Consider the following 13,152-nt stretch of genomic DNA (forward strand, 5'->3'; position numbering starts at 1 on the left):
TTATTGGATGATTACTACGGACGGCACGCTCTGACGTTTACGGTAGGATTCTGCTCAGCGAGAGCTTCCCGGCGTCTCCTGTTCAGAGAACAGCGTGATAATATCCCGCGAACCATGTAGCAGCCTCTCTATACGGACTTCCGTGTCCAGCACCCTGAACACGATGAGATACCGCCCGTAAGTACAACTTATGACGCTCTGTCCCAGTTCCGGTCTTTCTTTGTAGATAACCGGCGACTCGGCTATCAGCAAGCATTGCTGGTATAGTTCTTCCGTGAAACTCACCGCGCGCACCGGGTTTTCCTGCGCGATATAATCACCGATGACCTCCATATCCTGTTCTGCCAGAGGCGAAATACCCAGTTTCATTACGCTTTACCACCTTCGACCTGCCGCCGATATTTTTGCGACAGGCGACCAAATACCTCTTCCGCGTTTTTGCTTTCGCCGCTGTTTATACCTGCGCTGACTGCTGTTTGCAGAGCATCAAGTTTCATCTGCTGCTCCCGTTCTTCCAGTGCCCTGAGGCCCGCACGGATCACTTCACTGGTGTTGTTATATCGCCCGCTTTCTATCTGTTCGCGGATGAACGCTTCGAAATAAGGACTGAGTGCTACGCTGGTTGGCATGATTCCTCTCCCGCTGAGTTACTATCAGTTATTAACTGTTAGTATTTCAGGGTTACTCTTCTCTTTCAACTTCCGGCTTAACACCCTTCCACAGGTTTGCCGGATGTTTACCTGCGTGTAACTTTGCGTTGACCAACCCCGCGACCTTATAGCATCGCCAGTATCCTGTGCAGATCTTTGCCACTTTCTCGCATTTGTGATGTCATCCCGTGACGGAACGCTGGCCTGTAAAGTAAAAACCCCAACAATTTAGCTGGGGTTATGATGGGTCGTTACTCTTTCGCTATTGGCGTCTCGCTCACATCAATCTTCGTTTCGCCCTGAATGCCCTTAATGCGTTTCTCAACGTCATTCACCTGCTCGCTGCTGTGCAGCAAGGTGTACGTCAGATCAAATGCCGTGCTCGCGCCCGATTGCAGTTGCTTCACACGTTTTTGTTCACGTTCAATGGTGACCGGATAGGCGTAACTGGTACCAGGTTCGATGCCGGTCACGTAGCCCTGTTTCAGGGTGTCGGTATTTTTCCATAAGGTCAGCATCGGGAGTTGACGCGTATCGAACTGAATGGATGCGCCGCTGTTGCCCGCTTTATTTATCACCGCAGCAACGGTCTGATGATTGCTGTCGGAAAGCGGCTTGATGTTGAACACCATCTCATCGAAATCTTTGGTCGGACCTTTATAGGTCTGCCACTCTTTTAGCCCGGCTTTCGCGTAGTCATTGAACGGGCTGATGCCGGACATCGGTGCCATGAAGCGTGCGCCCTCTTCCAGAATAGGCTGGCCGAAGTTGCTGTGATAGATGATCTGGTAATCGTGCGGATAGTCGGCATGGTTGGTTAACACATCATGCAGGCTGAAACTGTTGCTGCCTGGCACGTAACGCAGCTCGGTCATGGTCTGCAAATCAGCTTTTTTAAAGGTGCTCTCTTTAATCAGGCCGCGAATACGGATTTCGTGTGGTGCCGCATCTGCCACTTCAACTTCCAGCTGGGAAACCGGCGTATTCCCCGCTTTACCGTGCAGCGTATAGATTCGTCCTTCATCGGTGACCGGATGACCGGTCCATTCGTAGCCGCAGCGCACCATCATCTCGTTGAAGCCGTCCAGCCAACCCAGACCGTTGCGGCTCTCAAGATTGATGTAGGCAGGATTGACGACCTCTTTCACTGGTGAATCCCAGCCCATGCGGGTGCCAAAACCCTCAACATGCAGTAAGTTCATGCCGCGGGTCGGACTTAACGTAATTGTCAGGCCATCCTCACTGCGGATCGTCAGAATTTTACTGCCTTCCTGCTTGCCGCCATGCAGGACTTTCTGTTCGATGCTGAACGGTTTGCCCTGAGACTTCAGCTCATTGCTGGAAATCTTCCAGTTTCCCTGCTCGGTGCCCTGTTCAGCACTCGTCAGCACCCAGGTTTTCGCCGCTGCTGAACCTGATACCAGAACCGCCAGTACTGTTAATGCCAGTTTAATCTTCATCATTCGCCTCATTTGCTGAATCGTTTTTTCATTCCATAAATGGAATTTACTGTCTGAAGCCGAACAGAAACGTGACGATGCTCACCTGCCAGAAAACCGGCGCTTTTTAGCAAAATTATTGCGGCTCAAATCACATAAATTTTACTTAATCAGGAATAACCACGATGCAATCTGTGACTCAACGACGCATGAGCTGCACTCGATTCAGCAAATGATGCAATGACCACCTGAAAATTGTGGTTAACGTCCTCTTAAATAAATCGTTAAAAAAATTTCAAAACCGCGCAACTTTTTCTCGTTTTAAACGAACCTTAAAAATGAGACGTCAGACAACCCCGTCTGCTCGTTAATGGAGAGAGTCACGCCAATGAAAAACACCCTGAAAACCCTGGCCGTCGCTACGCTGCTGGCACTGAGTGTTCCGGCAACATCCGCTTTTGCAGCGTTACAGGTCGGTGAAAAAGCCCCGGATTTTAAACTCGACGCCGCGCTGGCGGGCAAATCGACCACCTTTTCATTACAGCAGGCGCTGAATAAAGGCCCGGTTGTGCTTTACTTCTTTCCGGCAGCGTTCAGTGCGGGTTGTACGCTTGAAGCGCATGACTTTGCTGAAGCGACCGATGAATTCAAAAAACAGGGTGCGACCGTCATTGGTGTCACCGCCGGTAATACCGATCAGATTGCTAAATTCTCGCAGCTTGAATGCCGTGACAAATTTACCGTAGCCGCCGACCCGGGAGCCAAAGTCGCCGAAGAATATAAGAGCACCATGGAGATGAAAGGTCAGAAGCTTTCAGACCGGACCTCTTACGTGATTGCGCCCGATGGCAAAATCCTGCTGAGCTTCACCGATAAAAATCCTGATACGCATATCCAGAAAGCGATGGATGCCGTTAAAAAATATCGTCAGGCCAATCCGGCATAACTTCATCATCTGAGCAGGTACACCATGCTGACTGCGATTGTAGCCGCCTTCCTGGGCGGCATTATTCTGAACCTCATGCCCTGCGTGTTTCCGGTGATCTCACTGAAAGCACTGAGCCTGATCCGCCACCACGAATCCCCCTCCCACGCCCGGGCAGAAGGCCTGGCCTTTTTGCTCGGCGTCGTGGTGACGATGGTTGCCCTGACCGCCGTATTGCTGCTGGCCAGGGCGGGTGGTGCATCGGTGGGCTGGGGATTTCAGCTGCAATCGCCGCTGGTCATTGCAGCGCTGATTCTGGTGATGCTGGGTTCAGCACTGAATTTGCTCGGTCTGTTTGAAGTCGGACTGTCGATTCAGCGGGTTGGCGAAGTGGGTGGCGATCGCGGAGGATTAGTGGGTTCAGCACTGACCGGCGCGCTGGCCATCATTGTCGCCACTCCCTGTAGCGCACCTTTCATGGCCAGCGCAGTGGGATATGCCCTGACTCAGCCTCCGCTGGTGAGTGTGGTGATCTTTATATCGCTGGCGCTGGGCTTTGCTGCGCCCTTTACCCTGATCTCATTCTTCCCGGTGCTGGCGAGAATATTGCCAAAACCGGGCGCCTGGATGATCACCTTAAAACAGGGTCTGGCGTTTCCAATGCTGGGTGCGGTGGGCTGGCTGATCTGGGTACTGGAACGTCAGGCGGGATCGGCTGCACTGGCCGCGATTCTGGCCTGCTGCTTACTGTTTAGTTTTGCTGCCTGGCTGTATGGCATGGCGCAGAAACGCCGTATGATGGGACAGCGTCATGTGGTAATGCATGTTGCCACCGCGTTCTTTCTGGCGCTGGTCGTGGTGCCGTTGTTGAATATCAACAGTTTTGCCACGGGACCAGCTGAGACGGAAACCACCTCACCGGCTGCTGCAGCGGTGGCCTGGTCGCCCCAGAATGTTGACGCAATCAAAGGCCAGGGCAAGCCCATCCTGGTGAACTTTACCGCGTCCTGGTGTATTACCTGCCAGGTCAACGATCGCACGTCGTTGTCGACGCAAGCGGTAAAAGCAGCCATGGCGCGTACCAGCACCATTTACATGGTCGCGGACTCGACTAAATACAATCCCGATGTTGAACAGGCGCTTAGCGATTTCGGACGCGGTGGATTACCCCTCTACGTGGTCTACCCGGCTGACGGTGGTAAACCCGTGGTACTCCCGCAGGTGCTGACGCCAGGCATCGTGATTTCAGCGCTGGATCAGGCAACGGAAAAAGGAAAGAAAACCTGAGACGATTGATGAAACGATGTTCTGCTCCGGTATCAGCACACGGCGACAGTGTGCTGACCTGCTGATAAATGATGTCAGACACTGATCAACGCGCACAGCACTGGCCAGCCTTAATGGCCCGGGCGCAGGCGGGCGACAAAGCAGCCTATAACCAGTTACTCAAAGCGATGGTTCCGGCCATCCGGGCACTGGTGCGCAAAAAAATGCGTGACGAGGGGCTGGTTGAGGATGTGATTCAGGAAACGCTGCTGGCAATCCATCGGGTGCGGCATACCTACGATCCGCAGCGCCCGATCTTGCCATGGGTAGCCGCTATCGCCTCTGCCCGAACGATTGATACGCTGCGCCAGCATGGTCGTCGTCAGGAGGTTCAGGATGATGAGGCGCTGCAGCAGCGGCCCGCTGAAAGTGCAGAAGCCTCAGCCGATGCCGATATTCTCTCAGGCTATCTCGATACCCTTCCGCTACGTCAGCGGGAGATCGTCGAATCCGTGCATCTGCGCGAGCAGAACCTGGCGCAGGCAGCCGCTGAAACCCATCAGTCTCTTTCTGCCGTTAAATCCCTGTTGCATCGCGCAATGGTCAACCTTCGTAAATATGGACGGGGTCATCATGAGAAATCATGACCAGTTAATTAATCAGCTCAGCGCCTCCGCGCAGCCGGTGCAGCGCGTCTGGCCCACCGCCTGGCGCGTTGCGGGCTGGATCGCGCTTGCTCTGCCTTTTGGCGCACTGACCAGCTGGGCGTTTCACAGCAGGTTTACTGACTGGAGTCAGCCTGGCGCATGGCTGGCATTTATCGCCGTACTGATCTCTCTTGTCATCGCGGGCAGCACGCTGGCGGCTGCGTTTACGCTGAGTATCGCCGGCAGAAAACCAGTCAGCCTGCGCTGGCCGCTGATGCTGGCAGTGATGTGGCTGGGGCTGAATCTGATCAACATGTCATCTGAAACCACGTCTGCGGGCGCAAGCCGCTTTGGTGAAGGGATACATTGCTATCTGTTTATGCTGTCGGCCAGCGCGCCGATGATGCTGATGTCCGTGATCGCCCTGAAGCGCACCCGTTCACTCTATCCCGCGCGCAGTCTGGCGCTGAGCGGCTGTGGCAGTGCGTTTACCTCATCGATGTTGCTGTCGCTGTGCCATGACACCCATCTGCATATGATCGATTTCTCCATGCATCTGGCAGCAGGCATCACCATTGTGGTGCTGACGGTGCTGGCGGGACGCCGCTGGGTCCGGCTGGGAGAGTAATGGCAGGCCACTTCCGTTCCTCCTGAAGATTAATCCGCGCCCCGTTCAATGAAAGTCTGTCAGGAGCGCGGACTGGGTAATTTTATGCATTCTTCCCCGCGCGGCTACGGCCAAGATCCAGGGTCAGAGAGACCGCACCGACGATCAGCATCAGCGCCATAATCAGTGAAAACGAAAAAGCGAGATGCGTGTAATGCGCCACGTAGCCAATCACGGCTGGCCCGCTCAGTACCCCCAGGTAACCCAGAGTAGTAATGGCAGGCACGGCGACCGCCTGCGGCATCACCGTCTGACGTCCGGCGGCGGTGAACATTACCGGCACGATATTGGCGCAGCCTGCGCCGACAAGGGTGTAGCCCAGCAACGCCAGCGGCCAGGAGGCGATAAAGGTCACCATCGCCATGCCAGCGGCGGCAATCAGTGCGCCACCCAGTACTACAGGCAGACGACCCAGCGACGAAATGATGCGATCGCCGGTCAGACGCGCCACGGTCATCGCAATGGCAAAGCAGGTATAGCCCAGTCCGCCCAGTGATGCCGGCATGGCCCGGACGTCGGTCAGATAGACAGCACTCCAGTCCAGCACGGTGCCTTCGGTCAGGAAGACGGCAAAGCAGATGATGCCGATAATCAGTACGCTGCCGCGCGGAACAGCAAATACCGGGCCTTCAGCGGGGTTCGCGTAGGTCAGTAAACCCGGTGCGCTGACCAGCGTCATGATAATCACCGCCGCTACCGCCAGCAAACAGCCGGTGAGCACGCTAAAACCCATCGCCAGCAGCAGCGTCATAAAGCCCGCCCCGGCAATGCCGCCCACACTGTACATGCCGTGAAAGCCAGACATCACAGGCTTCGCCGCCTGCTTCTCCACCAGGATCGCCTGGATGTTCATGCCGCAGTCGGTCACGCCGATGCCGATGCCAAAAACCAGCAACGCCAGCGCCAGCAATAGCGGGTCGCTGAGCACCGACAGCCATGGCGTACTGATGATGACCAGCGCGACAGCGACCAGAATCACCCGGCGGCAGCCAAAGCGGCTGGTCAGCCAGCCCGTCACCGGCATCGCAATCAACGCGCCGACGCCAAGACAAAGCAGCAAGGTGCCGAGTTGCGCCTCATTAACGCCGGTATTGCCGCGGGCGAAAGGCACAATCACCGCCCAGGTCGCGGTTATAAATCCAGCGATAAAAAAGATAATGCGTGTTGCCAGTGTGGAAGAGACGTTATTAGCCATTGCATTCCTTTGAGGGATGTCGTGAAGAGCTGACAGGACTGAGAGATCGCTATTGACTCCCTGCCCGGCAGTGAACGATTATGCTCACTATAGCTCGATTTTGAATTATTTGAGGTTTATATGCTCGATTATGCAGCTTTCCCGCAGCAGCGACAAGCGCTGATTCGTGAGATATTGAAGGACAAAGGACGTGTGGTCTGCGCTGACCTTGCAAGGCAACTGGCCGTGTCAGAGCACACTATCCGCCGCGATCTCCATGAACTCAGTAAAGAGGGTTTATGTAAAAAGGTCTATGGCGGTGCGGTGTTACAGCTGCAGGAGGCGGGCAGCTTTGTCAGCCGGAAAGCTCACGATCACGCAGCAAAAGCCCTGATTGCGCAGCGCTGTGCCAGCCTGGTGAAAGCCAATAGCTGCATCTTTGTTGATGCCGGTACGACCAATCTGGCGCTGGCACAGGCGCTATCACCAGATTTGAATATCACCGTCGTCACCAATGCGCCCGATATTGCTGCGCTACTGATCAACCATCCTGCTGCGGAGGTAATTATGCTGGGCGGGCAGATACAGAAGAGCACCGGCGGCGCGGTCGGGCAAACCGCGATCAACCAGATCCAGGGGATTCTGTTTGATCAGGCGTTTATTGGCGGCTGCGCCATGAGCCCGGAGGCCGGGCTGACCGGTTTTAACTATGCGGATTGCGAATTCAAGAAAGTCGCCATGGCGCAAAGCAATCAGGTCATTGTCGGGCTGACAGCGGATAAAATCCCCGCAGTAGCGCGATTCAGCGTGGCGAAATGCCGTGAAATCTCAACGCTCGTCGTGGAAGAGAAGCTCGATAAAGAACTGCTTGAGGCGTTTGAAGCGGAAGAGATGATGCTTATTACTGTCTGATACGGCGTGATGAAATAAATCATGTCGCAGGCGAACCCGATAAATGCACACTGCCCTGGCTATACTAATGGTCGACAAATCCGCACCCGATGCTGCCAAATCCCAGGCTTTGGCGTAGGCTGAAAGCTGGTTGGTTTCACTACACAGGAGATCAGGATGCAAAATGAAATGACAGCGCAATGCCACTGTGGCGCGGTGGCGTACCGGGTGACGCTGAAGGATGGATTTAATACGGTGCGCCGCTGCAACTGTTCGTTTTGCCGGATGCGCGGCGCGGTGGTGGTATTTGCGACAAAGGTGGAGCTGACCCGGGGTGAAGCGCAGCTCACCGAATATCGATTCAACAGCAAAGAGGTGGGCCACTACTTCTGTTCGGTTTGCGGCATTTACACCTTTCATCAGAGCCGCTCACAGCCCGATCAGTTCGGGGTGAATGTCGCCTGCCTTGAGGGGGTTTCGCCGTTTGATTTCACCGATGTCCCGGTCTCCGATGGTATCAATCATCCAAAAGATGGCGGCGCGGGCGGTGTAGCCGGTCATCTGATCTACACCCCCACGCAATCCTGAACGAACGCAGGCTGAACTACTCCCGTGTGGGCTTGCCACTGAAGCGGGTAATCGGCTTCTGCTCTTCACGGTCAATCTGCTGTGAGAAGACCTCCAGCGCGGCGAAGATCGGGCGCAGTCCACGCCACAGATCTTCATCATTGAGCAACCGGATGATGCCGCGGATGCCTGGCGCGGCTTTTTCCTGACGGGCCTCATCGCGCGCCGGTTTAACGGCCATCGCGGCATCGCGAACGGCCAACAGCAGATGATTAAAACTTTCTGGCGGCACACTGCCCAGCGTCATCATCAGTAGCGAGAGATTCTGTAGCGCGTTCTGCGTACCCGGCTGATTAAGGCCCGAAACCAGGATTTTCCCCACCTCGCTATTTGATTTAACCAGGTCGTTCGCCAGCCGCAGAAAACCGTGCTGGTGGAGATTTTCAATCAGCTCATCCATCGCTTCGCGTGCGGTTGGCTCAGTACGTGTCGGCGTGACCTGATATTTCATCCGTTCTGCCATTAAAATTTCTCCGGTTTGTCTACGTGTTCAGGCGGTTCACGGTAGCCTGCCTGCTGCCATTTTTGTTCAATCGGCAGGTGATCCAGCGGGGTCCGACTGCCGTAACGGAAGTTGTGTAACGGCAACGGATTGGGCTGCGTCCGCCGTTCGATTCGCTTCATGTTCACGGCAAGCTCTTTATAAGCCGGTGTGTTGACGTCGGGATCGTGATGTTCGCCGGTCAGCGCGTTGACGCCATCCTTACCATGATGAATTGGCATAAACATGACGTTGCCCGCCACGCGTTCGGTGATAACAACCGGCACATCCAGCGAGCCGCGCCTTGAGGTGATGCGCACCCATTCTCCTTCCGTCAGCGCGCGCGAGGCAGCCAGTTCCGGTGAGATCTCAACAAAGGCATTAGGTGACAGCGACATCATGCGGCCACCCTGACCGGTCTGGTTCATCGACTGAAAATGCTCCAGCATCCTGCCGTTATTCAGCAGGAGATTGTACTCTGCATCCTCCTGCTCGGCGGGTGGCTGCCAGCTCAGCGGATAAAGCCGGGCTTTGCCATCCGGGAAATTAAACCGTTCCGTGTAGAGACGCGGCGTGCTTTCACCTGCGGCATTGACCGGCCAGAGTTGCGACTGCCAGCCGACCAGTTGCTCATAGCTTACGCCGGCGAAAATATCTGCAATGCCCGCTGCTTCCGCCATGATCGCGCCCGGATTCGGGTAATGCCACGGGTGACCGAGGCGCGCGGCGAGTTCGGTGAAAATCTGCCAGTCGGGACGACAGTCGCCCAGGGGTTTCATGGCGGGCGAGAAGTGCTGGATGCGCCGCTCGGTGTTCACAAACGTCCCCTCTTTCTCTACGCTGGGCGCGCCGGGTAGCACCACATCGGCAAATTCAGCCGTGCGCGACATGAAAATGTCCTGAACCACCATAAATTCCAGTTTGGTGAAGGCGGCATGCACAGAATCTGAGTCAGCATCCGCAAAGGCGGTCTCTTCGCCGGTGATATACATCGCGCGGATTTTACCTTCACCCGCCTCCTGCACCATTTTGAAGTTATCCGCGCCGGGCTGGTCGGAGAGTGCCTCAGGCGCGACGCCCCATGCTCGCGCCCATTTCTCCCGCACCGCCGCGTCAGTGACTTTTTCATAGCCGGGATAGAGATTGCTCAGGCAGCCGAAGTCGCTGGCGCCCTGTACATTGTTGTGTCCGCGCATCGGGTATCCGCCGGTGCCAGACCGGCCATAGTTGCCGGTGACCAGCAGCAGGTTCGACAGCGCCGTGCTGGTGTCGGCACCGTGGCTGTGCTGGGTAATCCCCATCGCCCACAATATACAGGCGCTGCTCGCCTGGCCAATCATCTCCGCCGCCTCTGTAAGTTCGGCTTCGCTCAGGCCACAGATCTTGCTGGCATAGTCGAGCGTAAAGGCATCGAGCGAGGCGCGGTACTCTTCGACCTGATTAACCCGCTGTGACAGAAACGCGTCATCGGCATAACCGTGATCGAACATATATTTCGCCATCGCTGAGGCCCAGACGAGATCGCTACCTGGCCGGATGCGCAGATAGCAGTCAGCCCGTTCCGCCATTTCGTGACGACGCGGATCGACAACCAGCAGTTTCTGACCGCGATGTTTATGGCTCTGTTTGATGTGAGAAGCGATAACCGGATGGTTCTCGGAAAGGTTACTGCCGACCAGCACAATCAGATCGGTTTCCTGCAGATCTTTTATTGTTCCGGCATCGCCACCGTAGCCCACAGTCCGAAATAACCCTTCTGTGGCCGGGTTCTGACAATAGCGTGAAGAGTTATCGACATTGTTGGTGCCGAAGATTAAACGGGCGATTTTCTGGGTGAGATAGGCTTCTTCGTTACTCGCTTTACTGGAGCCAATAAAGCCTATTGCGTCACCGCCATAGTTCTGCGCAACACCACGTAATCCATCGGCAACCCGCTGTAATGCTTCATCCCAGCTGGCAGGCCGGAAGCGGCCATTCTCGCGAATCAGCGGCGTTGTCAGGCGTTCCGCGCTGTTGACGAAATCCCAGCCAAACTTGCCTTTAACACAGGTGGAAATACCATTGGCTGGCGCTTCGGCGACCGGCTGAATTTTCAGGATGTGACGATCGCGGGTCCAGATTTCGAAGCTGCAGCCCACGCCACAATATGTGCAGACTGTTTTGGTGCGTTTGATTTCTGACTGGCGCAGCGCCACGTCAATTTTTGACACACCGGTAATTGGCTCCATGCCGATACTGTTTTCCAGCGTTTTCACAAAGTCGATAAGCGGACGCTTCAGCCCTTCATCCATCGCGGTGAACGGGCCCGCATCGGGCTGCATCGTTTTTTCCAGCAGTGCATTGCACGGGCAGACCGTAACGCAGTGCCCACAGCTGACGCAACTGGAGCCGGCGATTTCCGTGCCGCCATCCCACAACACGCGTGGGTGCGCCTGGGTATAGTCAATCGAGAGCGTCTCGTTGACCTCTACATTCTGGCACGCCTCGACACAGCGACCACATAAGATGCACTGGTCAGGGTCGTAGGTGTAAAACGGATTGGAGTGATCTTTCGCGTAAGGCTTGGGCTGATGAGGATAGTACTGAATCGGAATGTGCATATCGGCTACTGCGTTATGCAGCGTACAGTCGCCGGTGTTGTGTTCGCAGACGGTGCAGTAAAGCTCATGACGATTAAGCAGCCTATCCATACCCTCCTGCTGCGCGGCTTTCAGCACACTGCCCTCACTCCGGACCGACAAACCCTCTTCAGTACGAAGCGTACAACCGCGAACACGCTCGCCATTAGCATCGACCCAGCAGACATCACAGCTTTGTAGCGGCGTTAACGCCGGGTGATAACAGACATGAGGCAGTTTTTTCCCGTGAGCATCCAGAAAATCGATAAGCGGTTGATCAGCAAATCCTTCTAATCGTTCACCATTGAAAAGAATGGTGCAGTAATTTTCACTCATATGAGCCTCATGACGACATGGCGGATAGCGCTGGGCTGGAAAATGTCCCCAAATTTAAAGGGTTACTTCACAAGCTTAGTGAGGATTATCAGCCGTGCCATGAATACCGCTACGCTTATTGAGGTTAATCGCTGACAGGTAAGGATTTTTTAAAATGTAATGACTTCTTACCGGATGAAATCAGGGGTTTTTTATGACAAAACCTTCGTGATAATGACAAAGGGAATCTGAATGCTGCTTAGCAATGATCACTCTGTTGCCTGACCCCTGATACATTTATCCGCCAAATGTATGTTGTAACTATAAACTGACTTTTTGTTGTGTATCGCGTGAATTGCGGCGCTGTTCAGTCTGAAGTGAGTTAACCACTGATTGTCAGTTACCGTGCCGCTTATTCCAGAGATGAATTACACACTGGCACGAACTTATTACGGCATTGAAAAAAGCGAGGCAGATTTAATCCGGTGAGCAATTTTATGGACTATTTCAGCGTATGGCGATCACTATTCTGCTGGTCGCAAGTGAGCGCTCTGTTGATTACACAAATATGGCGCTCAGCTTATAGTCCAATACCCAGCAGACCGGAATGACGGCACACAGCCCACAGTATAACGCTCACGTTTTAATCATATCTATCAGTAATTTATCTGATTCTTAACTTGCTGTTAATTATAAGATGATAATGATAACTGTTATGGTAATATCCTGTTAACCCTGCCGGAGGCTCACTGTTCAGGGCCTCTTTACGCGTCATGTTTAATTTAATTATCAGTAAAACTCTGGCTGGAATGAGGTCCCTATGAATCCCATCGTATATATTGTTGACGACGACGCTGCTGTGACTTCAGCATTACGTAATCTGCTCACCGCCGACGATTACACAGTTATCACGTTTTCATCGGCAGATGATTTTCTGGCTCATGCATTCACTCCCCTTCCCTGTTGCCTGATTCTGGATATTAATCTTCCCGGCGCAGATGGATTCGATGTCGCACAGGCTTTGCTCGATCGCGGTTACACGATCCCCACCATCTTTTTAACCGGTTTCGGGACCATTCCGGTCACAGTGCGGGCGATGAAAACCGGCGCTTATGAGTTTCTGACTAAACCGGTTGATCCCGATCATATGTTGCAGGCAGTAGCGGAAGCGTTGCGCATCGCTGAACAAAATATGGCCGCCTCTGAGGAGCGGCGAGAAATATTCCAGCGGCACCAGACCCTGACGCCGCGTGAAAGCGAGGTGATGCTGCTGGCGATTAGTGGCCTGCTCAATAAGCAGATTGCTGCCGAAATGGGCGTCAGTGAAATTACGGCTAAAGTCCACAAGCGGCGAGTGATGGAGAAGATGCATGCGCGCTCGCTGACCGATCTGGTGCGTGCGGCTGAGCGGCTCAATATTGATCATACCCGCCGTCGCTAAAGCCACGATGT

13 protein-coding genes are annotated in these 13,152 nt (G+C 54.4%); 7 read left to right on the top strand and 6 right to left on the bottom strand.

The features are described from left to right. Positions 1–54: 54 nt before the first annotated feature. The 3 genes from NIM72_RS02160 to NIM72_RS02170 form a co-directional block, all read right to left on the bottom strand. Entirely contained in the window at positions 55–369 is a 315-nt protein-coding gene (locus tag NIM72_RS02160; protein ID WP_161734628.1) for a type II toxin-antitoxin system RelE/ParE family toxin, read from the bottom strand. Next, positions 369–629, bottom strand: a complete 261-nt coding sequence (locus NIM72_RS02165; protein WP_253418220.1) for a type II toxin-antitoxin system ParD family antitoxin — start codon at positions 627–629, stop codon at positions 369–371. The genes NIM72_RS02160 and NIM72_RS02165 overlap by 1 nt, the downstream gene beginning before the upstream one ends. A gap of 272 nt (positions 630–901) precedes the next feature. Beyond that, positions 902–2,110, bottom strand: a complete 1,209-nt coding sequence (locus NIM72_RS02170; protein WP_253418382.1) for an aldose 1-epimerase family protein — start codon at positions 2,108–2,110, stop codon at positions 902–904. Between the two features lie 367 nt (positions 2,111–2,477). Here NIM72_RS02170 and NIM72_RS02175 point away from each other — a divergent pair, with 367 nt between their 5' ends. From NIM72_RS02175 to NIM72_RS02190, 4 genes are all read left to right on the top strand, one after another. Continuing rightward, positions 2,478–3,035, top strand: a complete 558-nt coding sequence (locus NIM72_RS02175; protein WP_253418223.1) for a peroxiredoxin — start codon at positions 2,478–2,480, stop codon at positions 3,033–3,035. Positions 3,036–3,059: 24 nt separating this feature from the next. Next, positions 3,060–4,301, top strand: a complete 1,242-nt coding sequence (locus tag NIM72_RS02180; protein ID WP_253418226.1) for a protein-disulfide reductase DsbD — start codon at positions 3,060–3,062, stop codon at positions 4,299–4,301. A 71-nt stretch (positions 4,302–4,372) separates the two neighbouring features. Then, entirely contained in the window at positions 4,373–4,927 is a 555-nt protein-coding gene (locus NIM72_RS02185) for a sigma-70 family RNA polymerase sigma factor (RefSeq protein WP_253418385.1), read from the top strand. Next, on the top strand, positions 4,914–5,555 hold the full coding sequence (locus NIM72_RS02190) for a DUF1109 domain-containing protein (RefSeq protein ID WP_253418229.1): 642 nt from the start codon (positions 4,914–4,916) through the stop codon (positions 5,553–5,555). The genes NIM72_RS02185 and NIM72_RS02190 overlap by 14 nt, the downstream gene beginning before the upstream one ends. An 82-nt stretch (positions 5,556–5,637) precedes the next feature. Here the strand turns inward: NIM72_RS02190 and NIM72_RS02195 are convergent, their stop codons facing one another. Next, positions 5,638–6,789 (bottom strand): MFS transporter, encoded by a 1,152-nt coding sequence (locus NIM72_RS02195; RefSeq protein ID WP_253418231.1) that lies wholly within the window; start codon positions 6,787–6,789, stop codon positions 5,638–5,640. A 120-nt stretch (positions 6,790–6,909) separates the two neighbouring features. Here NIM72_RS02195 and NIM72_RS02200 point away from each other — a divergent pair, with 120 nt between their 5' ends. Continuing rightward, positions 6,910–7,680 (top strand): DeoR/GlpR family DNA-binding transcription regulator, encoded by a 771-nt coding sequence (locus tag NIM72_RS02200; RefSeq protein ID WP_161734612.1) that lies wholly within the window; start codon positions 6,910–6,912, stop codon positions 7,678–7,680. 156 nt (positions 7,681–7,836) lie between these two features. Then, a complete protein-coding gene (locus tag NIM72_RS02205) occupies positions 7,837–8,247 on the top strand; it encodes a GFA family protein (RefSeq protein WP_033769017.1) in 411 nt (136 codons plus the stop codon). 16 nt (positions 8,248–8,263) lie between these two features. On the opposite strand, the gene NIM72_RS02210 is transcribed toward NIM72_RS02205, so the two are convergent. Next, the gene (locus NIM72_RS02210) at positions 8,264–8,749 is read right to left on the bottom strand and encodes a DUF1641 domain-containing protein (RefSeq protein ID WP_253418234.1); all 486 of its coding nucleotides are present in this window, start codon (positions 8,747–8,749) and stop codon (positions 8,264–8,266) included. Then, positions 8,749–11,721, bottom strand: a complete 2,973-nt coding sequence (fdhF, locus tag NIM72_RS02215; protein ID WP_253418237.1) for a formate dehydrogenase subunit alpha — start codon at positions 11,719–11,721, stop codon at positions 8,749–8,751. Before fdhF ends, NIM72_RS02210 begins: the two co-directional genes overlap by 1 nt. Before the next feature lie 799 nt (positions 11,722–12,520). On the opposite strand from fdhF, the gene NIM72_RS02220 reads away from it, so the two are divergent. Continuing rightward, positions 12,521–13,141, top strand: a complete 621-nt coding sequence (locus tag NIM72_RS02220; protein WP_161734604.1) for a response regulator transcription factor — start codon at positions 12,521–12,523, stop codon at positions 13,139–13,141. The last annotated feature ends 11 nt before the right edge of the window (positions 13,142–13,152 follow it).

The organism is Pantoea sp. B550 (assembly GCF_024158165.1).
Taxonomy (GTDB): domain Bacteria; phylum Pseudomonadota; class Gammaproteobacteria; order Enterobacterales; family Enterobacteriaceae; genus Pantoea; species Pantoea alfalfae.

Coding starts and splice junctions, on each gene's coding strand:
- NIM72_RS02210 (WP_253418234.1), bottom strand. CDS start 8,749: ATGGCAGAACGGATGAAATATCAGGTCACGCCGACACGTACTGAGCCA.
- NIM72_RS02160 (WP_161734628.1), bottom strand. CDS start 369: ATGAAACTGGGTATTTCGCCTCTGGCAGAACAGGATATGGAGGTCATC.
- NIM72_RS02170 (WP_253418382.1), bottom strand. CDS start 2,110: ATGAAGATTAAACTGGCATTAACAGTACTGGCGGTTCTGGTATCAGGT.
- NIM72_RS02185 (WP_253418385.1), top strand. CDS start 4,373: ATGTCAGACACTGATCAACGCGCACAGCACTGGCCAGCCTTAATGGCC.
- fdhF (WP_253418237.1), bottom strand. CDS start 11,721: ATGAGTGAAAATTACTGCACCATTCTTTTCAATGGTGAACGATTAGAA.
- NIM72_RS02165 (WP_253418220.1), bottom strand. CDS start 629: ATGCCAACCAGCGTAGCACTCAGTCCTTATTTCGAAGCGTTCATCCGC.
- NIM72_RS02180 (WP_253418226.1), top strand. CDS start 3,060: ATGCTGACTGCGATTGTAGCCGCCTTCCTGGGCGGCATTATTCTGAAC.
- NIM72_RS02220 (WP_161734604.1), top strand. CDS start 12,521: ATGAATCCCATCGTATATATTGTTGACGACGACGCTGCTGTGACTTCA.
- NIM72_RS02205 (WP_033769017.1), top strand. CDS start 7,837: ATGCAAAATGAAATGACAGCGCAATGCCACTGTGGCGCGGTGGCGTAC.
- NIM72_RS02190 (WP_253418229.1), top strand. CDS start 4,914: ATGAGAAATCATGACCAGTTAATTAATCAGCTCAGCGCCTCCGCGCAG.
- NIM72_RS02175 (WP_253418223.1), top strand. CDS start 2,478: ATGAAAAACACCCTGAAAACCCTGGCCGTCGCTACGCTGCTGGCACTG.
- NIM72_RS02200 (WP_161734612.1), top strand. CDS start 6,910: ATGCTCGATTATGCAGCTTTCCCGCAGCAGCGACAAGCGCTGATTCGT.
- NIM72_RS02195 (WP_253418231.1), bottom strand. CDS start 6,789: ATGGCTAATAACGTCTCTTCCACACTGGCAACACGCATTATCTTTTTT.